Origin of the sequence: Sulfitobacter maritimus, assembly GCF_013346665.1 — a bacterium.
GTDB lineage: Bacteria > Pseudomonadota > Alphaproteobacteria > Rhodobacterales > Rhodobacteraceae > Sulfitobacter > Sulfitobacter maritimus.
In genome coordinates this window covers 569292-591163 of the sequence record NZ_JABVBB010000038.1, presented here as the reverse complement: position 1 = coordinate 591163, position 21872 = coordinate 569292, and the positions used below count along the sequence as shown (strand labels likewise).

General features: G+C 60.6%; 24 protein-coding genes and 1 tRNA gene. 15 read left to right on the top strand and 10 right to left on the bottom strand.

The window, feature by feature from the left end:
- Window positions 1–477 precede the first annotated feature (477 nt).
- Window positions 478–2004, top strand: coding sequence for a PAS domain S-box protein (locus HTT03_RS17660; protein WP_174861092.1), 1527 nt, complete (start codon window positions 478–480; stop codon window positions 2002–2004).
- On the opposite strand, the gene HTT03_RS17655 is transcribed toward HTT03_RS17660, so the two are convergent.
- Window positions 2001–2729: a response regulator gene (locus tag HTT03_RS17655; RefSeq protein WP_174861091.1), complete on the bottom strand. Its 729-nt coding sequence runs from the start codon at window positions 2727–2729 to the stop codon at window positions 2001–2003. The two genes, HTT03_RS17660 and HTT03_RS17655, sit on opposite strands and share 4 nt — an antisense overlap.
- 166 nt (window positions 2730–2895) lie before the next feature.
- Here HTT03_RS17655 and HTT03_RS17650 point away from each other — a divergent pair, with 166 nt between their 5' ends.
- Complete coding sequence (locus HTT03_RS17650; protein WP_174861090.1) at window positions 2896–3573, top strand: helix-turn-helix domain-containing protein; 678 nt, start codon at window positions 2896–2898, stop codon at window positions 3571–3573.
- A 25-nt stretch (window positions 3574–3598) separates the two neighbouring features.
- Here the strand turns inward: HTT03_RS17650 and HTT03_RS17645 are convergent, their stop codons facing one another.
- The 3 genes from HTT03_RS17645 to nirK form a co-directional block, all read right to left on the bottom strand.
- Entirely contained in the window at window positions 3599–4159 is a 561-nt protein-coding gene (locus HTT03_RS17645) for a flavodoxin domain-containing protein (RefSeq protein WP_174861089.1), read from the bottom strand.
- Between the two features lie 95 nt (window positions 4160–4254).
- Complete coding sequence (locus HTT03_RS17640) at window positions 4255–5091, bottom strand: SUMF1/EgtB/PvdO family nonheme iron enzyme (RefSeq protein ID WP_217482852.1); 837 nt, start codon at window positions 5089–5091, stop codon at window positions 4255–4257.
- A 56-nt stretch (window positions 5092–5147) separates the two neighbouring features.
- Window positions 5148–6296: a copper-containing nitrite reductase gene (gene nirK, locus HTT03_RS17635; RefSeq protein ID WP_174861088.1), complete on the bottom strand. Its 1149-nt coding sequence runs from the start codon at window positions 6294–6296 to the stop codon at window positions 5148–5150.
- A gap of 221 nt (window positions 6297–6517) precedes the next feature.
- Here nirK and HTT03_RS17630 point away from each other — a divergent pair, with 221 nt between their 5' ends.
- Window positions 6518–6748, top strand: a complete 231-nt coding sequence (locus tag HTT03_RS17630) for a DUF1858 domain-containing protein (protein WP_174861087.1) — start codon at window positions 6518–6520, stop codon at window positions 6746–6748.
- Here HTT03_RS17630 and HTT03_RS17625 read toward each other — a convergent pair.
- A complete protein-coding gene (locus tag HTT03_RS17625) occupies window positions 6735–7424 on the bottom strand; it encodes a cyclic nucleotide-binding domain-containing protein (RefSeq protein WP_174861086.1) in 690 nt (229 codons plus the stop codon). The two genes, HTT03_RS17630 and HTT03_RS17625, sit on opposite strands and share 14 nt — an antisense overlap.
- A 100-nt stretch (window positions 7425–7524) precedes the next feature.
- Here HTT03_RS17625 and HTT03_RS17620 point away from each other — a divergent pair, with 100 nt between their 5' ends.
- Complete coding sequence (locus HTT03_RS17620) at window positions 7525–7953, top strand: pseudoazurin (protein ID WP_174861085.1); 429 nt, start codon at window positions 7525–7527, stop codon at window positions 7951–7953.
- A gap of 131 nt (window positions 7954–8084) precedes the next feature.
- Window positions 8085–8504: a YbaN family protein gene (locus HTT03_RS17615; protein WP_246253588.1), complete on the top strand. Its 420-nt coding sequence runs from the start codon at window positions 8085–8087 to the stop codon at window positions 8502–8504.
- A 10-nt stretch (window positions 8505–8514) separates the two neighbouring features.
- On the opposite strand, the gene HTT03_RS17610 is transcribed toward HTT03_RS17615, so the two are convergent.
- The 3 genes from HTT03_RS17610 to HTT03_RS17600 all read right to left on the bottom strand — a co-directional run bounded on the left by HTT03_RS17610 (window position 8515) and on the right by HTT03_RS17600 (window position 10073).
- Window positions 8515–9186, bottom strand: coding sequence for an NnrU family protein (locus HTT03_RS17610; RefSeq protein WP_174861084.1), 672 nt, complete (start codon window positions 9184–9186; stop codon window positions 8515–8517).
- A 300-nt stretch (window positions 9187–9486) separates the two neighbouring features.
- Window positions 9487–9741: a DUF6522 family protein gene (locus tag HTT03_RS17605; RefSeq protein ID WP_174861083.1), complete on the bottom strand. Its 255-nt coding sequence runs from the start codon at window positions 9739–9741 to the stop codon at window positions 9487–9489.
- Between the two features lie 255 nt (window positions 9742–9996).
- Window positions 9997–10073, bottom strand: a tRNA-Arg gene (locus HTT03_RS17600).
- Between the two features lie 146 nt (window positions 10074–10219).
- On the opposite strand from HTT03_RS17600, the gene HTT03_RS17595 reads away from it, so the two are divergent.
- The gene (locus HTT03_RS17595) at window positions 10220–11254 is read left to right on the top strand and encodes a LacI family DNA-binding transcriptional regulator (RefSeq protein WP_174861082.1); all 1035 of its coding nucleotides are present in this window, start codon (window positions 10220–10222) and stop codon (window positions 11252–11254) included.
- Complete coding sequence (locus HTT03_RS17590; protein ID WP_174861081.1) at window positions 11251–12465, top strand: DNA glycosylase AlkZ-like family protein; 1215 nt, start codon at window positions 11251–11253, stop codon at window positions 12463–12465. The genes HTT03_RS17595 and HTT03_RS17590 overlap by 4 nt, the downstream gene beginning before the upstream one ends.
- Here the strand turns inward: HTT03_RS17590 and HTT03_RS17585 are convergent.
- Window positions 12462–13157, bottom strand: a complete 696-nt coding sequence (locus HTT03_RS17585) for an aspartate/glutamate racemase family protein (RefSeq protein WP_174861080.1) — start codon at window positions 13155–13157, stop codon at window positions 12462–12464. The genes HTT03_RS17590 and HTT03_RS17585 overlap by 4 nt on opposite strands.
- 163 nt (window positions 13158–13320) lie before the next feature.
- Here HTT03_RS17585 and HTT03_RS17580 point away from each other — a divergent pair, with 163 nt between their 5' ends.
- The 8 genes from HTT03_RS17580 (at window position 13321) to HTT03_RS17545 (ending at window position 20955) form a co-directional block, all read left to right on the top strand.
- A complete protein-coding gene (locus tag HTT03_RS17580; RefSeq protein ID WP_174861079.1) occupies window positions 13321–14562 on the top strand; it encodes an NAD(P)/FAD-dependent oxidoreductase in 1242 nt (413 codons plus the stop codon).
- 38 nt (window positions 14563–14600) lie between these two features.
- The gene (locus tag HTT03_RS17575) at window positions 14601–15590 is read left to right on the top strand and encodes a TRAP transporter substrate-binding protein (protein ID WP_174861078.1); all 990 of its coding nucleotides are present in this window, start codon (window positions 14601–14603) and stop codon (window positions 15588–15590) included.
- A 67-nt stretch (window positions 15591–15657) separates the two neighbouring features.
- Entirely contained in the window at window positions 15658–16182 is a 525-nt protein-coding gene (locus tag HTT03_RS17570) for a TRAP transporter small permease (protein WP_174861077.1), read from the top strand.
- A 4-nt stretch (window positions 16183–16186) separates the two neighbouring features.
- On the top strand, window positions 16187–17503 hold the full coding sequence (locus tag HTT03_RS17565) for a TRAP transporter large permease (protein WP_174861076.1): 1317 nt from the start codon (window positions 16187–16189) through the stop codon (window positions 17501–17503).
- 6 nt (window positions 17504–17509) lie between these two features.
- Window positions 17510–18445 (top strand): hypothetical protein, encoded by a 936-nt coding sequence (locus HTT03_RS17560; protein WP_174861075.1) that lies wholly within the window; start codon window positions 17510–17512, stop codon window positions 18443–18445.
- Window positions 18438–19166, top strand: a complete 729-nt coding sequence (locus tag HTT03_RS17555; RefSeq protein WP_174861074.1) for a 5-oxoprolinase subunit B family protein — start codon at window positions 18438–18440, stop codon at window positions 19164–19166. Before HTT03_RS17560 ends, HTT03_RS17555 begins: the two co-directional genes overlap by 8 nt.
- Window positions 19163–20191: a 5-oxoprolinase subunit C family protein gene (locus HTT03_RS17550; RefSeq protein ID WP_174861073.1), complete on the top strand. Its 1029-nt coding sequence runs from the start codon at window positions 19163–19165 to the stop codon at window positions 20189–20191. Before HTT03_RS17555 ends, HTT03_RS17550 begins: the two co-directional genes overlap by 4 nt.
- Window positions 20188–20955, top strand: coding sequence for a LamB/YcsF family protein (locus HTT03_RS17545; protein ID WP_174861072.1), 768 nt, complete (start codon window positions 20188–20190; stop codon window positions 20953–20955). Before HTT03_RS17550 ends, HTT03_RS17545 begins: the two co-directional genes overlap by 4 nt.
- Here HTT03_RS17545 and HTT03_RS17540 read toward each other — a convergent pair.
- Window positions 20952–21821 (bottom strand): branched-chain amino acid aminotransferase, encoded by an 870-nt coding sequence (locus HTT03_RS17540; RefSeq protein WP_174861071.1) that lies wholly within the window; start codon window positions 21819–21821, stop codon window positions 20952–20954. The two genes, HTT03_RS17545 and HTT03_RS17540, sit on opposite strands and share 4 nt — an antisense overlap.
- Between the last annotated feature and the right edge of the window lie 51 nt (window positions 21822–21872).

Here is a 21872-nt window from a genome sequence, read left to right as displayed (position 1 = left end):
TCTCCGCTTCCGTCCGCCCCGTCTGGCGCCCCGTTGGTGCATCGCTGCGCCGCCGGTAAGGGGGGTTCTAGTGTTAGTGACCAAAACCCGCAAGCAGAAAATTCAGAAAATCGCGGATTTTTGGGAACTAGGAGGTAAGATACTGTTTTTGCTGCATACTATTGGGAACGTGACGTCGATTAAGGCTTGGTTTGGCTCAAATTGGAGCGAATCTGTGCAGGGGCGCGGAGACTCACCGCACTGCGATGGGGCGGCGACACACAAGCGGCACACCGAAGCCCCCCTTTGATCCAGATCAATGCACCCTCCCGGATACGCCTGATAGCAATAAGCGTCAGTCAGGGGCCGCGCCATAGACCATGCCAAAGACCTTTATTCACTCTCCAACCCGGCGCTCTTTGACGACATCCAATCGCTTGCATGCTACCGCTAGAGCGCATTTGTTATCCGACACGTCAAACCAAACGGACCCCCCGCATGAAGATTAATGACGAAAGCCCCGTCCTGCTCGCGCTTTTGGATGCTGCGGTCGATGCGATGGTTGTGTCGGATCATCGGGGCAATATCCTGCGGGTGAACAAAGCCGCCGCGGCGCTGTTTGGTCATGCGGCGGATGCGCTGGTCGGACAGAACGTGCGCGTGTTGATGCCGCAGGACATGGCCGCACAACACGACGGCTTTCTGAGCCATCACCTTGACACCGGGGAGAAGCGGATCATCGGGATTGGGCGCGATGTCGAAGGTCTGCGGGCGGATGGCAGTGTCTTTCCGCTGCATCTCTCGGTGGGCCGTGCCGATATCGCGGGGGAGGTTGCCTTCGTGGGGATCATGCACGACCTTTCCCGCCGCAAGGCCGCCGAAGAAGCGACCGCCCGATCTCAGCGGATGGACGCGATTGGCCAGATGACAGGCGGCATTGCCCATGACTTTAACAACCTGCTCACTGTGGTCATCGGCAATCTCGAACTGTTGGAAATGTCCGAGACCTCCGAGAAAAGCGGCGCATTGATTTCGGATGCGCTGGAAGCGGCGGAGGTCGGGGCCGATCTAACATCGCGGCTCATGGCCTTTGCCCGTAAAACCACGTTGAATTCAGAGGTGATTGATCTGAACGGCGAAGTGGCCAAGGCCGTGGCGATGCTCTCTCGGACGATTGGGGCGCATATCACAGTGGAAACCGATTTCGCCCCCGATCTATGGCAGGCGCGGGTTGATGCATCGCAACTTCAAACGGCCGTCTTGAACATCGCCTTGAATGCACAAGACGCCATGCCATCGGGCGGCAAGCTGACGCTGGAGACGCGCAACATGCGGCTGGATGACACCTATGTCGCGCAGGAAATTGGCATCGACATGGGCGACTATATCCGCCTGTCCATCGCGGACACCGGCGAAGGCATGACGTCTGAAACCCGAACCCGCGCAATGGAGCCGTTCTTTTCCACCAAACCTGTGGGGCAAGGAACCGGCTTGGGGCTGTCGATGGTCTATGGCTTCATCAAGCAATCCGGCGGACATATCGCAATATACAGTGAACTGGGCAAAGGGACGACGATCAGCCTCTATTTCCCGGCGCTGGTGACAGCAGCGGCACAGAGCCCGGAGCATGAACAAGACGCGGCGCAGAACGACGGCATCGGCGCGGGGCTGCGGGTGTTGCTGGTCGAAGATGACCCGATGGTGCTGCGCCTGTCGGAGACGCGTCTCAAAGCGCTTGGCTTTGAATGTGTCACTGCAACGACGGGTGATGCCGCTTGGGCAATCCTCCAAACACGGAATGACATAGATATAGTCTTTACCGATCTGGTGATGCCCGGCGAACTGTCTGGCCATGCCTTGGCGAGACGGGTTGCACAGAGCATGCCCGACCTGCGGATATTGATCACGTCGGGATTTTCAGAAAAAGTCTTGCAGGGCACTGAGGCCGAGGAATTCGCCATTCTGCGCAAGCCCTACCGGCAAGCGGAACTGGCCGAAGCCTTGCGGATGTTGTTGGAGAATTAGAGCGTCGTCGCAACAGGGGTCTCTGTCAGGACATATCCAACTCCCCGCACCGTCTTGATCAGCGAGGGGCGCGTGGGGTCGCGCTCGACCTTCTTGCGCAGACGCGCGACCTGATTGTCGATTGTGCGATCCAGCGGCGCCCAATCCTGCCCATCGATCAGATCCATTAGCCGATCACGGGACAAGGGTTTCTTGGCATGGTTCAGAAAGGCTGTGAGCAGTTTGAAATCCGCCGTGGTGAGGTCGCATTCGTGACCGTCGCGGTCCACCAACAGCATACGATCAAGTTTGACCTTCAGACCATCCAGCGCAAGCCATGGATCGTCCTGCGGTTGCGCTTCTTCGTCCCGGTCACGCTTGCCGCTGCGGCGCAAGACCGATTTCACACGCGCCAGAACTTCGCGCACATGGAACGGTTTGGTCAGATAGTCATCCGCGCCAAGCTCCAACCCCACCACGCGGTCGATCACGTCATCTTTGCCGGTGACCATGAAAATCGGCACATCGTGGTCACGGTGAAGCTCTCGGGCGATATCGAGCCCGTCCTCTGCCCCGAGGTTAAGGTCCAAGGTCACAAGGTCGAAATCCTCTGCCGCGAATGCCGCGCGAACGCTCTGCGCGTTATGCGCCTCGACAACGCGGTAGCCATCCCCTTCCAGACACCGCCGAAGGAGCGTTCGGATTTTGGCGTCATCGTCGACAATAAGGATATTCTTTGCAGCCACCGCACCATCCACAGAAGTTTCAATTTCTATAATGCGCAAAGCCGATCAGGGCCAGCCGCCCGCGATACGGGCAGGCGCGACAAATTGATACAAAGGGATACAAAGCCAAGGATATTACTGCGACGCGCCCCTGAGATTGAGATCGCACCCCAAGGAGGACGATCGCATGTACGTAACATTATCCAGCGAGTTCAGCCCTGCAAACGCCGACATCTGCGTTGCACATCACGCTTCGGTCGCGGCAACCCAACGTAAGAGCCTCAGTGTTGGAACGCATCTGTTTCGCGAAGGGGACATGGCCAACAATATCTACGAGATCACCTCCGGTGTCTTTCGCTTGACCCGCGTGCTCGACAACGGGCGGCGGCAGGTCATCGCCTTTGGTCTGCCCGGCGACATCATTGGCTTTCCGAATGGTACATTTCACCACAGCGATTGCGAGGCGATCCAAAGTGCCGAAGTGATCGCCCACCGCCGCCACGCGCTCGACACGCTCGAGGGGGATCACCGGACGCATCAACGCTTGCTGCACGCAGCCTTGCGCGAGATTTCTGCCATGCAGGATCACTTTATGATGCTCGCCCGGAAATCCGCGATTGAGAAAGTTGCATCCTTTCTCATCACGCTGGCAGAACGCATTGGCACGCCCATCGGCAGCTATATGACCTGCGCCCTACCCATGAGCCGCGCGGACATAGCGGACTTCCTTGGCCTTACGATTGAGACCGTCAGCCGGACCCTCACCCGCTTGCGCAAGCAAAATATCATCGCGTTGGACACCTCACAGACTGTTTTGATCAAGGACATGGACGCCCTTGTCACAGCAGCGCAGGCCAGCGACTAAATAGATCGGTTTAGATCGGCGGCCATCAGATCGCCACGTAGGGCGCATCGCCCTGCATTTCTGCTCGCGCAGAGAAGCGCTCCAACCGGATGGTCAGTTCTGCCCAATCGGTGAATTCATGATCAGATGTGCCCATCTCAAACGCGCGGTCGTTCAACACGACAAACCGCACCACTGACTGCGCGAAGTAGTCGTAGCTGCCAGGCTTCACCGCCCCCGCCGCAAGCACAACTTCATCCGCCGCAAACCCTGTACGCATCTGGGTTTCAATGACATAGTCCTGCGCCTCTTCTCGTCCGCGCTCAAAAGCCGCGCTGAGGCTGACAGAGATAAACATCACGGGCCGCACCGCCAGCCAAGCACGGCGTGCTTGCATAAAGGTTTCAAGGGCGGGTGAATGGCGCCGTTCATGCACCGACCCCACCAAGATCACGCCCTGAACGGATGTTAGATCAGGGGTCGTGCCGCTATCATCAAGATTAAGGACCGTTGTCTGATGGTCATGGCTGGCCATGTGATCCGCTGCAAATTGGGCGATCTTGCCCGACTGTCCTTCTACCGTGGAATAGGCGATGAGCATATGCATGTTCCGTTCCTCCCGTGTGATACTCAAAGCCTATCACCCTCGACGGATGCAAACGTTGCGCAAGATCAATAAATCTTGCGATCCCCGACCACCGATTAACCTTCCCTCACCAGCCGAAATCCTAGATGGTCAGGTGGCAGCCCCACGGCGCAACCACCCACACTGGCATCTCGCACGAAGTTAATCACCGCCGCAGGATGCGTCCCGGCGGCAATCCGCACGCCGCAATAATCCGAAGTGCGCTCAACTTTGCCGTCCTCTCTCACCACACCATTCGCGAAACAACCATCGGTCCATTCCCAGATGTTGCCTGCCATGTCTGCAAACCCAAATGCGTTTTCGCCAAAGCCGCCAATGGGGCGCGGACCGGAGACTTCCTTTTCGCGCGCCGCATTGCCCTCTGCATATTGCGCGAGCATCCGCGCGCCGGGGTCAAGTTCGGCATCGACGTCGGCGGCATACTTAACCTGCGCGTCATAGCGTTCCGCCGCAGCCCTGTGCCATTCCTCAACCGAAGGCAGCCGCCAGCTTTGCCCCGTCTGCTCAGAAATCCAAGCCGCATAGCGGGTCGCGTCCCGCCAGCTAACATTCGTTTGTGGCTGTTGGGCGGGATCTGCTGTTTGCGCGGTCGGCACCGAAGCACAAGCGCCCGCGGCAACGCATCGGCTATATTGCGCCTGCGTTACTTGGTATTTCATCATCGCGAACGCAGGCAGTTGGACTTGTATTAACGGCGCATCGGTCGCTTTGCCCTGTTTCGAGAAATTACCCATCGGGCGAAAGCTCACTTCACCAGCTGGTACGGTGATGAGGGCGGGTCCGTTTTCAATATCCGGCCCCTCCCGCAGCGCGGAAAGACTGCCAAGATATAAGAGACCGGCCGCAAACAGGGCCGCTTTGCCCAGCCCATGACCGCTTGCTAAATTACCCATAACACGCCCCTTCATAGCCCAAAGGGCGACCGCAAACCGGCCACCCTCGCTTTCGATCACGGCAGGGCCGATCGGCCTTCATAGACCGCGTCATATTCGATGGGGGCTTGGACCTGCTCCATCAGATCATTGTCCCAATCCCCCTCGACCGCGATATGGGCGGTGGCGCCGAGGTTCACTGCCTCAATCAGGTTGTGGTTCACATAGGCATAGACCCCCGGCTGCAAGAACTCATAGAGCGCGGCCCCGGCAGAGCCGCCAGCGATGAACCAAGTCTCCAGATCACGGGCGGGCGGGTTGTTGAACTTGCCGCGCTCCCAGACCAGATCGCCATGGCCACCAATCAGGTGCGGGCGGCTGTCGCGGTTGGCTTGGCTATGAACGAAAAGCACCTTCTCGCCTTGGTTTGCGGTCAGAGCATTGTCCCCGGTCAGCGCCCCCACTCTGCCGTTAAACACGACATGGCTGGGGATCAGCTTGTTCATGACCTCAAGGGTGTCGGGATAGCTCTCGCCCACATCCGCGAAACGTTTGAACGCCCCGGTCTCATCGCGTGGAATGTAGAAGTCGTTCTCGCCGATATAAAAGACCTTGTCATAGCGGACTGGCTTGCCCTCCGGATCGCGCAGCCCATCGCGCGGCAGCACCATGATCGCACCCGCCATGCCCGAAACGACGTGCCAAGGGATCATCGGACCCCCCGGCGCACAGTGGTAGACGAAAGTGCCGGGCCGGGTCGCTTTAAAACGCAGCACGGTCTTTTCGCCGGGATTCACAAGGGTCAGCGAGCCGCCGCCCAAAGCCCCAGTGGCCGAGTGGAAGTCGATGTTGTGCTGCATCAGGTTTTCGGGCGAGTTATAAAGGGTCAGCTCGACATAATCGCCCTCATGGACCACCATCAGCGGGCCGGGGATCGACCCGTCAAAGGTCATCGCCTGAAGATAGGCGCCATCGTCGACCTCGACCTCTTTTTCCACGATCTGCAATTCGAACTCGACCACCCGCGGCTCTGCGGGCGCGGTCTGCTCATGGGCGTGAACCATTGGCGGACGCACCAGCTTGTGCTTAATCCGCTCCAGCCCCGACAGATCGACAGGCTCGGCCATCGAAGTGTCCATGATTTCCTCGGCGCTGGCGGCCTTTGCCAGAATGGGCAGTGCGGCGATGCCTGCGGCTCCCATCAATGCGGCGCGACGTGTTAACATCTGATGTTCCCTTTTCGGACTGTATTGCTGTTGCGCCATGGATAGCCCGAACGCGTCCAAGCGAACTTTGCGCAGGCGCAAACTTCTGACAGCAAAAACAACCGGATAGGAAATAAGCCCCCAAAACCCCGGAGGGCGGCGCCAACTCCAAATTCATTGCGCCGGCGCAAAGACAGGCCACAACAGAGAGCGCAATCTGGTGGGATGGTCAGGAGGATATCATGCAGAAACCGGATATTGACGCCCCGGATTTGTCGCTGTCGGCGCTGTTTGAACATTGGCCCGAAGCAGCACCGCTGTTTTTCAAACACAACATGGCCTGCCCCGGCTGCCCGGTGGCGCGTTTCTATGCGCTGTCAGACGCCTGTCGCAGAGCCGGACTGGACGAGACCCAGTTTCGCGCCGAAATCAAAACCCGCGTCCAAGCCGCCCGACAGATCAATGACCGCTGATCTGCACCAAACGGTGCGGGGCTGTGACGACAATATGTTTCCGCGTGGACCGCACGATCCCGTCTTTTTCCCAGGCCGATAGCATCCGACTGACCGTGTGCAACGTCGTGCCCGTCATGTCTGAGATGTTCTGGCGCGTGACGGGGAACCCGATCTCGATCCCCTCCTCTGTCTTGCGCCCGCTTTGATTGACCATGCGCAGCACCGCAGCCGCGACGCGCTGCTCCACCGCTTGCGTTGCAATTTCGGTCATCGTGTCCTGAATCTGCCCCAAACGCTGACCCACCGTCTTGTAGGACTCAGTGGCGAACCCCTCGTACTGCGCGATGAAGCTGGACCAAAGGGTTGATGGCCAAGACAGTACAATCGATTCCGCCGCTGTAACCGCTGTGGCCGGATAGGTGTCCCGCTGGAGCGCTGCGGCGATGCCGAACAACTGCCCCGGCGAAATATGCAGAACGATGATCTGCTCGCCCCCGGCGGTGGTGCGCACAACCCGCAGAAAACCGTCCAGCAGCAAATGGAAATGGCTGGCCTCCATCCCTTCGCTAAAGACTTCGTCGCCCTCATCGAAACGCCGGATGCGCGCCTGATCCAGAATCTCCCGAATCTGCGTGCGGTTCAAACGGCTAAACGGCGGCAGACCACTTAGGAGGCTTTCATCGAGTTTTTGCACGTTTGTCCCAAGAGTTTGTTTTAGATCAACGTCTCACGGCAAGGCATAGCGCATATCAAGTCTCGACGGAACAACACGATCACATGAAAGGGAATTCGAGATGATCAAGAACCTGATGGCCGGCGCATTGCTTGCGATGATTGCCGTGGGCGCGCAGGCAGAGACCTTTGAGGTCAAGATGCTTAACAAAGGTGAGGACGGCGCAATGGTGTTCGAACCGGCCTTTATCAAAGCCGAAGTCGGCGATGTCATCCGCTTCCTGCCAACCGACAAAGGCCACAACGTCGAAGACATCAAAGGGATGCTTCCCGAAGGCGCCGCGCGTTTCAAAACCAAGTTCAACGAGGAGTTTGATCTGAAGGTCGAACAAGAAGGCCTCTACGGCATCAAATGCACCCCGCACTACGCGATGGGCATGATCGCCCTGATCCAAGTGGGCGAAGCGGTCAACCTTGAGGAGGCACAGGGCGTGAAGCAAAAGGGCAAGGCCAAAGGCCGGATGGCAGACCTGTTCGACAAGGTCGAATAACCGGCCCATGCCAAACAGTCAGACCGGGCGGCGCTTAGGTGCCGCCTTTTTTGTTTGGACCCGCCTTGGCGACAAGACAACTTTAGCCGCCGTCCGCTATCTGATAGCTACATCCCTCAACAAGACCCGCAATGGCGCAACCGGCAACCGGATATGACGCCCAGCTTGAAATGAGACACCCCATTCGCCTGCCCGATCTCAAACGTCTGTTCTGGTTCACGCTCGGCATCTTGGCTTTGGCGCTTGGTGCCTTGGGCGTGGTGCTGCCGCTTTTGCCGACCACCCCTTTGGTCATTCTGGCGAGCTTTGCTTTTGCAAAAAGCGCGCCGTCTTTTGAACGTTGGCTGCGGCGACATCGGATTTTCGGGCCGATCATCCTCGATTGGCAAACCCATGGCGCCATCGCCAAACGCTACAAGATCCTCGCTATCACGATGATGCTGGCGGCTTTGGCTCTGTCTTACGCCCTTGCAGTGGCAAGCTATGTGCTGATCTTACAAGCGCTCTGCATGACAGGTGCAGCGATCTACATCCTGACCCGGCCGAGCTGATCGCCCCCGCTCAAAGCGCAGACACGCCGATCACCAGCGGGTGCAGCCACAGCAGCGTAGCGAAAGCGCCGATCCCAAGGGCAAACCGTATCGCAGCACCTTTGGCCGACGCGGGCCGAGAAATACGCGGCGCTTGCGCTGTCTTGCGGCGGAGGTCCTCCCACGCAGGCTCCCCCATCTCGCGCTTTTTGCGCCGATCAATTAATGCCCTGCCCGCAACCGCAAACCCGCCCAAAACGGCGAACAAAATCACATGCGCCAAATCTCCATTCGGCAACAGATGCAGCCCTGCCCATAGCGCCAAAGCGACAAGCAATGGATGCCGAGTGAACCCGACAATCCCCGGACGCTGCGGATCGAATTCGCCATTACGCGCCCCGCCAAAGGAAAACGGATTGGGCCGCCCAATCGCGAAGGCAAGGATGAGACAGACCCCCAGCATCCCCAAATGCACCAGATGCCGCTGCCACACCATCTGCGGCCAAAGCTGCACATATGGCGCTTTCCCCGCGCTCCAGATCAGCAGGACGAGCATCGCGGTCGACAGGATCGAATAGCCGATGACAAAGCCGCTTGCGCCAATGTGATGGACGATCCGCGATTTCACCCCCGGACGAACGGGGATAGAATGGGTCGCAAAGAAAAGCGCAAAGATCAGAAAAAACCCAAGCCAACTCATCATGGCCCCTCCGTTTGCGGATGCGGAAACGCGCTGTAGGTAAGCGAAACCCCGGCCAAGCCAAGCATCCTCAAAATCCCCGACAGTGTCTCCCGCGACACCCCTGTCAGCGTCATAGTGTTTGAAAACTGCCTGAACCCGATCAGCAGCCCTCGCAGCCGCTTACCATCCATGATGCACCCTTTGTGCCAACCTCGTCAGCCCCCGTACCATCGGTCATCGCAGTCAAACTTGTCCGAGCGCAAAGTCCGCAAAAAATGCCTTCGTCGCGGTCGTATCAGCAGTGTCGAGGCTTCCACCCCCTCACTTCTCTGCAACTGTCGTTTTGCTGCGATGGATCACCGTCCCGTCCTCCGCACAGGTCAGCCGCAGTCGTGCTCCAGCGTAAAAGAACGTAAGCCGAAAACGTCCGGCATCTTCGTCAGTCCCGGTTTCATAGCGGCTGGTAATCTCACCGCGACGCATCTTCTCTTGGACCACCGCAGGCTCTAACCCCAACAACGGGCCAAGATCGCCTGCGTCAATGACCGGTTGCCCGTCTTGCATTTCAACTTTCATAACGCCTCCGATCGAATGGCCTAATAGCAGTGTTGCGTGGCACTCCAAAATTCATGCTTGTAGCCAAGAGCCTTATTCGTCGCGCCAGCGCTTTCATCTCTATCGTCTTACGGTACGCGGCACACTCACAACTCTTCGAACCCCGCTTAGGTGCGATCCCTCCATCATCCCCCAGAATGTCCGCTTGACCCATGTGCGCCGAAAGGGCGTAACTGCCAAGAGGTCCGTAGAGCGCTGTAATAATCATATTACTCTTGGCGACCCCGGCAGGATTCGAACCTGCAACCTGCCCCTTAGGAGGGGGCTGCTCTATCCAGTTGAGCCACGGGGCCGACAGGGGCCGTTTAGCGCAAACGGGGGGTGATGTCATCGGCAGAATGGCAACCGATTGGCGCAGTGGAGCGGCAGGCTGGCGGCAGCGCTTGATCGTGCGCCGCGCTTCGCGCAAACTGGTGAAAAGACAAACAGGAAAACCAAATTGAGCACCCCTCCCAAACGCCCGCTGACCCTGCGCGATGTATCTGATGCTTGTGGCGTTTCCGAGATGACGGTCAGCCGCGTCCTGCGCAAACGGGGCGATGTCTCTGACGCCACCCGCGACCGGGTGCTCGCGGCGGCCAAGTCACTTGGCTATGTGCCGAACCAGATCGCCGGCTCTTTGGCCAGCCAGCGGGTGAACCTTGTGGCGGTCATTATCCCCTCGCTTGGCAACATGGTTTTCCCCGAGGTGCTCAACGGCGTGAACCAAGTGCTTGAGGATACGCCGCTCCAGCCGGTCGTGGGGGTGACGGACTATCTGCCCGAGAAAGAAGAGCGTGTGCTCTACGAGATGCTCTCATGGCGACCTTCCGGCGTGATCATCGCCGGGTTGGAGCATTCGGAGGCCACCCGCGCCATGCTGCGCAATGCGGGCATTCCGGTGGTGGAGATCATGGACACCGACGGCAAGCCCGTCGACGCGATGGTGGGTATTTCACACCGCCGTGCCGGGCGCGAGATGGCGCAGGCGATCCTGCGCGAAGGCTATGAGCGGATCGGCTTCATGGGCACGAAAATGCCGCTGGACCACCGCGCACGCAAACGCTTCGAAGGCTTTACCGAAGGGCTCGCCAAAGCAGGGGTCGAGATTGAGGATCGTGCCTTCTACTCCGGCGGCTCCGCGCTGGCCAAGGGGCGCGAGATGACGCAGGAAATGCTGGAACGTTCGCCGGATCTCGATTTCCTCTACTACTCGAATGACATGATCGGCGCGGGCGGGTTGCTGCATTTGCTGGACCAAGGCATCGATATTCCCGGTCAGATCGGCCTCGCCGGGTTTAACAACGTCGAACTGCTGCAAGGTCTGCCACGCCAGTTGGCAACGATGGACGCCTGCCGGAACGAGATCGGGCAAGCGGCGGCGCGGATTATCCTTAACCAGACCCAGCCCGAGCCGGACTCCGATATGCAGACCCAGATCACGCTGACCCCGACCCTGTCGCTCGGCGATACTCTGCGCCGCCGCCGGGGGTGAGCCGCGCGCGCCTCGGCAACGCCGCCGCGCGGCGGTTGTTTCTGGTGCGTCACCTGTTGTCCGACCCGCCACAGGGCCCGGCCAAGGGCGCCGCGCTGCTCAAGCTGATCCGGGATCTGGGCTTTGTGCAGCTCGACAGCATCAACACGGTGGCGCGGGCGCATGACCTAATCCTTTTCGCCCGGCGTCCGCGCTATCGTCCCGACGCGCTCAAGCGGCTTTACGAAAAAGACCATGCGCTGTTTGAGCATTGGACCCATGACGCCGCCGTCATCCCGATGGAATTTTACCCTTATTGGCATCTGCGCCGTGAGCGCGATGCGGCGAAGCTGCTGGGCCGCTGGAAGGATTGGCAGCGCCATGATTTCGAAGCGCAGTTGCAGAGCGTGCTGGCGCAGGTCCGCGCGGAGGGCAGCGTCACTTCATCGGACGTGGGCCGGGATGAGCCGCGCAGCTCCGGGGGCTGGTGGCAATGGCATCCGTCGAAAACCGCGCTGGAGTATCTTTGGCGCAGTGGGGCCTTGGCGGTGGCCGGGCGCGAAGGGTTTCGCAAGCGTTATGATCTGACCGAACGGGTCGTGCCTGCCGCGCTGCGTGATCCGACGCATGCCCCCGATACCGAACAGACAATCAACTGGTGCTGCGACCAAGCGCTGGCGCGTTTGGGCTTTGCCACGGCGGGCGAGTTGGCGGCTTTCTGGGCGCATATCTCTCCTACTGAGGCGCGGAGCTGGTGCGCGGCAGAGCAAAGCGCAGGGCGGCTGGAAGAGATCGACGTGGAGGCCGCCGACGGCAGCCTGCGCCCCGCCTTTATCCGCCCCGGCTGGGCCGATGACCCTGTCCTCACCCGCGATCCACCCAAACGTCTGCGGGTGCTCAGCCCCTTCGACCCAGCCCTGCGCGACCGCAAACGCGCAGCACGGCTTTTCGGCTTTGACTACCGGATCGAGGTCTTTGTGCCAGAGGCGCAGCGCACATACGGCTACTATGTCTTTCCGCTGCTCCAGAGCGACAGGCTGGTGGGAAGGGTCGATATGAAAGCGCATCGTGACATAGATGAGTTGCGCATCACCGCCCTATGGCCCGAGCGGGGCATCCGCTGGGGTAAAGGACGGCAGGCCGCGTTTGAGGCAGAGTTGCAACGCCTCCTCCCGCTGGCCGGAGTAAGCCGCCTGTGTTTTGCCGATGGCTGGCTGCGCGCACCACTTTAGGCGAAACGGGGCGGCAGCAATCCTGCGTGAAACCAGTTTAGATAGCTGTGAATCGAATACACAGGCCGCCCGGCCGCCGCCGCGATGTCGGCGGCATATGGCACCATATTCGTGCATTCCAACAGGATCGCGCCGACATCCGCATGGGTCTCCACCAACCGCTGTGCCGCCTGCACCATATCCACCCGCGCCCGCGGCACATCGAGGTCCGCATGATTGCCAAGGATCGTCCGGGCGAAACTGCTGGCTTCCATCCCCATGACCGGGCTACCGTCAGGCACCCCTGCCGCGCGCAGATGGGCGGGCGAGAGCGTGCTGGCAGAGATCGTCAAAATCCCCACCCTCTGGCCCGGCGGCAGACAGGCCGCAATCTGCCCCGCTTGCTCTAACGCAGAGGCGGCAACCGGCACGTCCAGTGCCTCGGCCAAACGGGGTCGGATCAACGCCAAGAACCCGCAAGTGGTGGCAATGCCAGTGCAGCCCTCTGCAACCAATTCCCGCCCTGCTGTGATGAACGCCTGCACAAAGGGCTCGATCTCATCACAAACAATGGCGTCAGGTGTCGCCCCCGGCACCACGGCATAGCGCACCGGAAAGGACCAACTGCCCGCATTGCCCACGTCACCCAGAATGCGAGGGAACCGCGTATCGAGCATGAGTATCCCCAGCCGCGCGCCTGTCTCGTTTGTCATATGCCCTCCGTTTGGGCGTAGGGTGCCTTTGCGGGCGACGCGAAACAAGCCAAACCAGAACGATGGCATTTTATCAGCATTTTGTTGACGTGATGGTTTTTTGTGTAAAGATGCCGGAAAGGGAGCGTGAGATGGTGCGACGTAAAATCGAAGGGCTGCAAAAATGACCCAGCATGTCATCGTGATCGGCGCGGGCATCGTCGGCGTCTCCGCCGCGATCTGGCTGCGCCGTGCCGGCGCGCGGGTGACCCTGCTGGACCGCGCTGAGCCGGGGCGCGGCACCTCCCATGGCAACGGCGGTGTCTTGGCAGCCAGTGGGGTGGCCCCAGTCACCGGGCCGGGTCTGCTGCGCAAAGCCCCCGGCATGCTGCGTGATCCAGAATTTCCGCTGTTCCTCCGTTGGCCCTATGTCCCGCGTCTGCTGCCTTGGCTGCGCCGCTACATGGGCCATGCCAATGACAGCGACACCCGCCGCATCTCGCGTGGGCTGGCGCCTATTGTCAGCGACAGTGTGGCCCAGCACAAAGCCCTCTGCGCTGATCTGGGGCTAGAGGATTGGGTCCGCGGCAGTGACTATTGCTTTGCCTATACCAACCGCGCGGCCTTTGAGGCCGAGCGCTACACTTGGGCGTTGCGCCGCGATGCGGGCTTCGTGCCGGAGCTTATCGAAGGCGGCGCGGTGCAGGAATTCGACCCCGCCTTTGGCCCTGAGATCACCTGCCTTGCCCGGCTGGCTGACCATGGCTTCATCGCTGACCCCGGCGGCTACGTCCGCGCGCTGGCCAAGGCGTTTAAGGGAATGGGCGGCAGCATCCGACAGGCAGAGGTTCAGGATATTGAGGTTGTTGACGAAAAGGTCACAGCAGTCCTGACCAGCGACGGCCCCCTGCCTTGTGACGACGTGCTGCTCGCCACCGGGGTCTGGTCAAAACCGCTAATGCGCAAGCTGGGCGTCAACGTCCCGCTGGAATCTGAGCGCGGCTATCACATCGTTTACAAAGACGCCCAAGGCGGCCCATCCCGCCCGACCATGATGGCTGCGGGGAAATTCGTTGCGACACCGATGGCCGAAGGGCTGCGCTGCGCCGGGATCGTGGAGTTTGGCGGGTTAAAGGCAGGTGCCTCAAAAGCACCGCTCGCGCTGCTGCGGCGTCAGGCCAAAGCGGCCTTCCCCCATCTCACCGCCACGCAAGAAATCGAATGGCTGGGCCACCGTCCCGCCCCCAGCGACTCTCTGCCTCTTATCGGGCAGATCGGGACAAGCCGGGTCTATACGGCCTTCGGGCATCACCACATCGGGTTGACGGGCGGGCCGAAAACGGGCCGACTGATCGCCGGATTGATCACGGGACAGCCGTCAAACACGGATCTTGCCCCGTATCACCCCCAGCGTTTCGGCAGCTAATGCCGGACGCGACCATGAAAAAACTAGGGAGAAACCAAATGACACTGACAGCAAGATTGATGGCCGGCGCGGCCACCACAGCTCTGACCTTGGGCGCGGCCATGCCTGCCTTCGCGGCGGAGAAATGGGACATGCCGATGGCCTATTCGGCCTCGAACTTCCATTCTGAAAACGGCGTGCAATTCGCTGAATGTGTGAGCGAGAAGACCGGCGGCGAGATTGAGATCACCGTGCATCCGGGCGGCGCACTGTTCGCGGGTGCGGACATCAAACGCGCGATCCAGACCGGTCAGGTGCAACTGGGCGAGCGTCTGCTTTCGGGCCACCAGAACGAAAACGCGATCTTTGGCTTTGATTCCATCCCCTTCCTCGCGCCCTCCTTTGAAGACAGCGCGAAACTGTGGGAAGCCGCCAAGCCCAAGGTTGAATCCGTGCTCGAAGAGCAGAACCTCGTCCTGCTTTATAACGTGCCATGGCCGCCCCAAGGGCTCTACTTCAAGAAAGAAGTCGACTCGGTGGAGGACATGAAGGGCGTCAAGTTCCGCTCCTACAACAACACCACCGCGCGTCTGGCCGAACTGACCGGCATGTCGCCCGTCACGATTGAAGCAGCCGAAGTCAGCCAAGCCTTTGCCACCGGCGTGGCCGAGTCGATGATCTCCTCAGGTGCCACCGGCTATGACCAGAAGGTCTGGGAAAGCCTCACGCATTTCTACGAAGTCGACGCATGGCTGCCGCGCAACTACGTGATGATCAACGCCGATGTTTGGGCCGATGTCTCTGACGCCAACAAAGAGGCAATCACCAGCTGTGCGGCTGAGGCCGAAGAGCGTGGCCTGCAAGCTTCCAAGGACTACACCCAGTTCACCTATGACGGGCTGCGCGAAGGCGGCATGAAGGTTGAGCCTGCGAGCGAAGAGCTGATGTCCGGCCTGCGCGAAGTGGGTGAGACCATGACCCAAGAATGGCTCGAATCCGCAGGCGAAGACGGTCAGGCGATTATCGACAGCTACAAGTCGGCAGAATAATCGCAAAACCGGCGGCGGCTCTTTGGGCCGCCGCATTCGTGGCGGGGCATGATCTAGGGAGGGTCGGATGAAGACAGTGCGCAGACTATTAGATGGGCTTTACACCGGGGCGGGGGCGCTGGCGGCGCTTTGCCTTGTGGCCATTCTCACCTTGATCGTCGCGCAGATGGTCGCCCGTTGGAGCGGCAATGTCTTTCCGGGTGCAGCCAGCTATGCCGGCTATGCCATGGCTGGGGCCAGCTTCCTTGCCTTTGCCAATGCCCTGAACCGCGGCTCGCACATTCGCGTGTCAATCCTTGTGAACGCCTTGAGCAACAAAGGACGCCGCCTGCTCGACATCTGGTGTTTCGCCGTGGCGGCGGCGGTCGCGTGGTACTTTACCTACTATGCCTATTGGTTTGTCTATTGGTCGTGGAAGTTTAACGAGGTGAGCCAAGACCAAGACGCCACGGCCTTGTGGATACCGCAATCCGTCATGGTGATCGGCGGCGGCATTCTGGCCATCGCGCTGACGGACAACCTTTTGCATCTCATCTTTAAGGGCGACCACCGCGTCACCCGTGATCTTGTCGATCAAAGCTTCGGGGAATGACGCCATGACCGAGATTTATGCGATTACCCTGTTTCTGATCGTCCTGTTTTTCCTGCTTGGCACCGGTGTTTGGGTCGGGCTCGCGCTGATGGGCGTCGCTTGGGTCGGGATGGAGCTTTTCACCACGCGGCCCGTGGGCGACACCATGATCACCACGATCTGGGCGAGTTCGTCCAGTTGGACGCTTACCGCCCTGCCGCTCTTTGTCTGGATGGGCGAAATCCTTTACCGTACGCGGCTTTCGCAGGATATGTTCCGCGGGTTGTCGCCTTGGCTGGCCAAACTGCCCGGCGGGTTGGTGCATACCAATATCGTCGGTTGTACGGTCTTTGCCGCCGTCTCCGGTTCCTCCGCCGCGACGCTGACAACCGTGGGCAAAATGTCGATCCCCGAGCTTCGGGCGCGCAATTACCCTGAAAAGATGATTATCGGCACCTTAGCCGGAGCCGCGACACTGGGGCTGATGATCCCGCCTTCGCTGGCGCTGATCGTTTACGGCGTGACGGTGAATGAAAGCATCACCAAACTGTTCTTTGCCGGTGTTATGCCGGGCCTGCTGCTGGCGCTGATGTTCATGGGCTATGTTGCGGTAACCAGCCTCATGTCCAAGGACTGGAACCCCGACGTTGAGACCAACATGAGTTTCGCCGAAAAGCTGCGCAACTCGCGCTTTCTGCTGCCAGTCTTTGCGCTGATCTCGGTGGTGATCGGCTCAATGTATCTGGGCTTTGCCACCGCGACCGAGGCCGCCGCGATCGGCGTTATCGGCTCGCTGAAGCTGGCACTGTTCCAAGGCTCGCTGAACTGGCATAGTTTTCGCGAGAGCCTGATGGGCGCGATGCGCACCTCTGCCATGATCGCGCTGATACTTGCAGGTGCGGCGTTCCTGAAACTCTCGATGGGCTTTACCGGTCTGCCCCGCGCACTGGCCGACGGGATCGCGGCGATGGAGCTGTCGCGGTTTGAACTGTTGATGGCGCTTCTGGTCTTTTACATCGTGCTGGGCATGTTCCTTGACGGCATCTCCTCGGTCGTTCTCACCATGGCGGTGGTCGAGCCGATGGTGCGTGGCGCGGGCATTGATCTGATCTGGTTCGGAATCTTTGTCGTCGTGGTCGTGGAGATGGCGCAGATCACACCCCCCATTGGGTTCAACCTCTTTGTGCTGCAAGGCATGACCAACCACGAGATGGGCTATATCACCAAGGCCGCGCTGCCGATGTTCGCAATCATGGTCTTTATGGTCTTTGTCCTGATCTGGTTCCCCGAAGTCGCCACATGGCTGCCCGACAATCTGCGCAGCGGTCCGGCTACGGGGTGATTCAAGATGCGGTATATCTTGAGGTTGGCGTCGCGCCATGCGCGCGCTTGCCTGATCCTGGGGCTGTTGGCAGGGCTGGGCCTGCCCGGTCTTGCGGCGTCCTTGGCAGAATGGTTGCCGGAAATGGTCGCGATCCTCTTGACGCTCACGGCGCTCAGGATCGGCCATCGTGCCGCCACCGGGGCCGCGCGCGATCTACGGTGGGGGCTGGCGTCGGTGCTGGCTTTGCAAACGGTGCTGCCACTGTTGCTGCTGGGGGGCTTTGCGCTCGCCGGGCTGGGACAGACCCCCGCCGCGCTGGCGGTGACACTTGCCTCGGCGGCGCCCGCACTTACGGGCAGCGTCAACCTTGCGCTGCTGCTGCGACTCGATGCGGGGCGGATGATGCAACTGATGGTGCTTGGCACGGCGGCCTTCCCGCTGACGGTCTTGCCAGTGCTGGCCCTACTGCCGCAGCTTGGTCCGGCCTCGGATGTGGTGGCCCCCGCTCTGAGGCTTTTGGCGGTGATTGTCGCAGCCACCGGGCTTGGCTTCACCCTACGCCACGTTCTACTGCCGCGCCCAACACCGCGCCAAATCGAAGCGCTGGACGGGGCGTCAGTGCTGGCGTTTTCCATCATCGTCGTAGGACTGATGGCCGCGCTCAACCCCGCTCTGCGCAGCGATCCTGCCGCCGTAGCAGGCTGGACCGCGCTGGCCTTTGCGCTGAGCTACCTGTTGCAAGCGGCGGCTTTGCTGGTGCTGCGTCGGGGTCCGCTACATTCAGTGGCCGGACCGCTGGCGATTGGCGCAGGCAACCGCAATATCGCGTTGTTTCTTGTCGCTCTCCCGTCAGAGACGCTTGCCCCGTTGATGATCTTTATCGGCTGCTGGCAACTGCCGATGTATCTAACCCCGGTGCTTTTGCCGCGCCTCTACGAAAGGATGCTCCGCAATGACTGACTGGCCCCGCATTCGCAGCGTCGGTCTCTCTGGCCTTTTGATCACCTTTGCCCAGAAGATGTCAGAACCCGCAAATCGCGCCGCCTTGGCCTTTCGCGCGGCAGTCGAAGCGCAGGACTGGCCGGAGGTGACCGAGACCAGTACCTCGCTGGTGTCGACCTTTGTGCAATTCGAAGTCAGCCAAGAGGCGATCACCACGATGACCGACCGCCTGCGCGGACTGCTTGAAACCCGCGACTGGTTTGCCGAACCCCTGCCCGCCGGGCGCAGCCTGTGGCATGTGCCAACGGTCTATGGCACCGACCTCGCCCCCCAATTGGAAGAGGCAGCAGAGGCGGCGGGCGTTGATCCAGACACGGCCATTGCCGAGTTGTCGCAATCGCGCGTGCGTGTCCTGACCATCGGCTTTGCCCCCGGCCAACCCTATATGGGCGAACTGGCCCCGCATTGGGACATACCCCGCCAGCAAGGGTTAACGAAATCCGTCCCCCCCGGCGCATTGGTGGTGGCGATCCGGCAGTTGATCATTTTCACCAATGCGTCCCCCACCGGCTGGCGGCATATCGGCCAGACGGCCTTTCGCACCTTTCGTCCCGGCAGTGAGATGCCCTTTCCGCTGTCGCCCGGCGATGAGCTGATCTTCCCCTCGATCACCCGGCAAGAATTCGACCGCATCGCCAATGACCCCACCGGCGGTGCCGAGCGGGAGGCACTGGCATGACGGCTCTGACCATCCTCCAAGCTGGTCCTGCCATGACCATCCAAGACCTTGGCCGCCCAGGATACCGCGCATTGGGCCTGACCCACGGCGGCGCGGCCGACCCGACCGCCCTGCACGAAGGGGCCGCTTTGCTTGGCCAAGACCCGAACAGCGCGGCTTTGGAAATGGCGGGAAGCGGCGGACAATTTCGCGCAGATGCCGACACCCGCATCGCCCTTACAGGTGCGCAGATGCAGGTGAATATCGACGGCGAACCGCTCGCATGGAACGCCAGCCACCTGCTGCCAGCGGGGGCCACGCTGACCATCGGCGGCGCGCGCGACGGGGCCTATGGCTATCTGCATGTGGGCGGCGGTTTTGATGTTGAACCTGTGATGGCCTCCCGCTCCAGCCACCGTGCCGCAGGCATTGGCCGCCTGCTGCAAAGCGGCGACAGCCTGCCCATCGGGGCGGATACGGGCGGCGAGACCAGTCAAACCCTGCCCCGCGATACGCGCTTTGGCGCGGAACGGGTGCGTATTGTCGCCTCCATGCAAACCGATGCCTTTGACGACGCAACACGCGCCCGCTTCACTGAAACCACGTTCCGCCGCGATCCCCGCGCCAACCGTATGGGCGCACGGATGGACCATGACGGCGACGGCTTTGCCACCGGCGGACAGTTGACCATCGTCTCTGAGGTCATCACCCCCGGCGACATCCAGATCACCGGCGACGGTGCGCCCTTTGTGCTGATGTGCGAATGTCAGACCACCGGCGGCTACCCTCGCATCGGCACCGTGATCCCCTGCGACCTGCCGATCGTGGCCCAGGCCCAGCCGGGAGCGGCGTTGCGGTTTGAGTTCGTCGACCTTGACGAAGCCCTCGCTGCCGAGACCCGCCACCGCGAGACCCTCGCGACGCTGCTTAAACGCCGCCAACCTCTGCTGCGCGACCCCGCCCGCATCCGCGATTTGCTCGCCTATCAACTGATCTCCGGCGTGGTTTCGGCCACCGCCGATCCATTCGAGAAGGACAAGACATGACCACCGTCGATCTCAACGCCGATATGGGCGAAAGCTTTGGCCCTTGGACGATGGGCGATGACGCCGCGCTGCTGAAAATTCTGACCTCAGCCAATATTGCCTGCGGCGGCCATGCGGGCGATCCTGACGTCATGGCCAAGACCATGCGCATGGCGCAGGAAAACGGCGTCGGCATCGGTGCGCATCCGGGATTTATGGATCTGGCCGGGTTTGGCCGCAATCGCATGTCCGTGCCGCGTGCCACGTTGCAAAATCAGATCCGCTATCAGGTCGCGGCGAGCGTCGGCATGGCCCGCAGCGTCGGGGCCGAGGTGCGGCATCTGAAGCTGCATGGGGCGCTGTCGAATATGGCGTCAGAGGACGAAACTTTGGCCCGCGACCTCTATGAGGCGGCGCTGAGCGTTGCCCCTGATCTTATTGTGATGGTGCTCGCCGCCACCGCGCAGGAGCGGGCGGTCAAATCACTGGGCTGCAAATGGGCCGGGGAAATCTTTGCCGACCGCGCCTATAATGACGACGCCACATTGGTGGACCGCAGCAAACCGGGTGCGGTGATCCATGACGCTGATCACGCCGCCGCCCGGATGGTGGAGATGGTCAAGGCCGGCGCGATCATCACCGAGAGCGGCAAACATATCCCAACGCGGATCGACACGATCTGCCTGCACGGCGACACGGCAGAGGCCGTTCAAATCGCAACCGCCGTCCGCAAGGGTTTGCAGGACGGCGGCGTGACTTTGCAAAAGTTCAGCGGGAACGCTTAGGAGCGCACCAGCTTTTCATAGTCGGTGGCGATCTCACGCGTCAGCGCGCCGACTTCGAAATTCCAGTCGCCGATCTGGCCCACCGGGGTCACTTCGGCGGCGGTGCCGGTGAGCCAGCACTGCTCAAACCCTTCCAACTCTTCGGGCATGATGTGGCGCTCATGCACGGTGATGCCCTTTTGCTTGAGCATCTCGATCACGGTCTGACGGGTGATGCCGTTGAGGAAGCAATCGGGCGTCGGCGTGTGCACTTCGCCATCCTTGACGAAAAAGATATTGGCCCCCGTCGCCTCAGCCACATAGCCGCGATAGTCATACATCATCGCGTCGGAACAGCCCTTCGCCTCAGCCGCGTGTTTGGCCATGGTGCAGATCATATAAAGGCCAGCGGCCTTCGCATGGCTGGGGATCGTCTCGGGGCTGGGGCGCTTCCACTTGGAAATGTCGAGCTTCGCGCCCTTCATTTTGGCGTCGCCGTAGTAGGCACCCCATTCCCATGCGGCAATCGCCAGCCGCACCGGGTTGCGAGAGGAGGCAACGCCCATGTCTTCGCCCACACCACGCCAAGCCAGCGCACGCACATAGGCGTCCTTCAAACCAGAGGCGGCGAGGACTTCGGCCTTGGCGGCTTCGATTTGGTCAATGGTGTAGGGAATCTCAAAGTCGATCATCTCAGCCGAACGCTTTAGGCGTTCCGAATGTTCGCGGCTCTTGAAAATCTTGCCGTTATAGGCCCGCTCACCCTCAAACACCGAAGAGGCGTAATGCAGCGCATGGGTCAGAATATGGACATTGGCCTCGCGCCAATCGACCATGCCACCATCCATCCAGATGTGCCCATCTCGGTTGTCATATCCACCTGTCATGGTTTTACCCTCCAAATTGACCCGTAATCTTTGCATAAATTGCGCCAGAGC

Coding starts and splice junctions, on each gene's coding strand:
- HTT03_RS17660 (WP_174861092.1), top strand. CDS start 478: ATGAAGATTAATGACGAAAGCCCCGTCCTGCTCGCGCTTTTGGATGCT.
- HTT03_RS17650 (WP_174861090.1), top strand. CDS start 2,896: ATGTACGTAACATTATCCAGCGAGTTCAGCCCTGCAAACGCCGACATC.
- HTT03_RS17645 (WP_174861089.1), bottom strand. CDS start 4,159: ATGCATATGCTCATCGCCTATTCCACGGTAGAAGGACAGTCGGGCAAG.
- HTT03_RS17640 (WP_217482852.1), bottom strand. CDS start 5,091: ATGGGTAATTTAGCAAGCGGTCATGGGCTGGGCAAAGCGGCCCTGTTT.
- nirK (WP_174861088.1), bottom strand. CDS start 6,296: ATGTTAACACGTCGCGCCGCATTGATGGGAGCCGCAGGCATCGCCGCA.
- HTT03_RS17630 (WP_174861087.1), top strand. CDS start 6,518: ATGCAGAAACCGGATATTGACGCCCCGGATTTGTCGCTGTCGGCGCTG.
- HTT03_RS17620 (WP_174861085.1), top strand. CDS start 7,525: ATGATCAAGAACCTGATGGCCGGCGCATTGCTTGCGATGATTGCCGTG.
- HTT03_RS17615 (WP_246253588.1), top strand. CDS start 8,085: ATGGCGCAACCGGCAACCGGATATGACGCCCAGCTTGAAATGAGACAC.
- HTT03_RS17610 (WP_174861084.1), bottom strand. CDS start 9,186: ATGATGAGTTGGCTTGGGTTTTTTCTGATCTTTGCGCTTTTCTTTGCG.
- HTT03_RS17605 (WP_174861083.1), bottom strand. CDS start 9,741: ATGAAAGTTGAAATGCAAGACGGGCAACCGGTCATTGACGCAGGCGAT.
- HTT03_RS17585 (WP_174861080.1), bottom strand. CDS start 13,157: ATGACAAACGAGACAGGCGCGCGGCTGGGGATACTCATGCTCGATACG.
- HTT03_RS17580 (WP_174861079.1), top strand. CDS start 13,321: ATGACCCAGCATGTCATCGTGATCGGCGCGGGCATCGTCGGCGTCTCC.
- HTT03_RS17575 (WP_174861078.1), top strand. CDS start 14,601: ATGACACTGACAGCAAGATTGATGGCCGGCGCGGCCACCACAGCTCTG.
- HTT03_RS17570 (WP_174861077.1), top strand. CDS start 15,658: ATGAAGACAGTGCGCAGACTATTAGATGGGCTTTACACCGGGGCGGGG.
- HTT03_RS17565 (WP_174861076.1), top strand. CDS start 16,187: ATGACCGAGATTTATGCGATTACCCTGTTTCTGATCGTCCTGTTTTTC.
- HTT03_RS17560 (WP_174861075.1), top strand. CDS start 17,510: ATGCGGTATATCTTGAGGTTGGCGTCGCGCCATGCGCGCGCTTGCCTG.
- HTT03_RS17555 (WP_174861074.1), top strand. CDS start 18,438: ATGACTGACTGGCCCCGCATTCGCAGCGTCGGTCTCTCTGGCCTTTTG.
- HTT03_RS17550 (WP_174861073.1), top strand. CDS start 19,163: ATGACGGCTCTGACCATCCTCCAAGCTGGTCCTGCCATGACCATCCAA.
- HTT03_RS17545 (WP_174861072.1), top strand. CDS start 20,188: ATGACCACCGTCGATCTCAACGCCGATATGGGCGAAAGCTTTGGCCCT.
- HTT03_RS17540 (WP_174861071.1), bottom strand. CDS start 21,821: ATGACAGGTGGATATGACAACCGAGATGGGCACATCTGGATGGATGGT.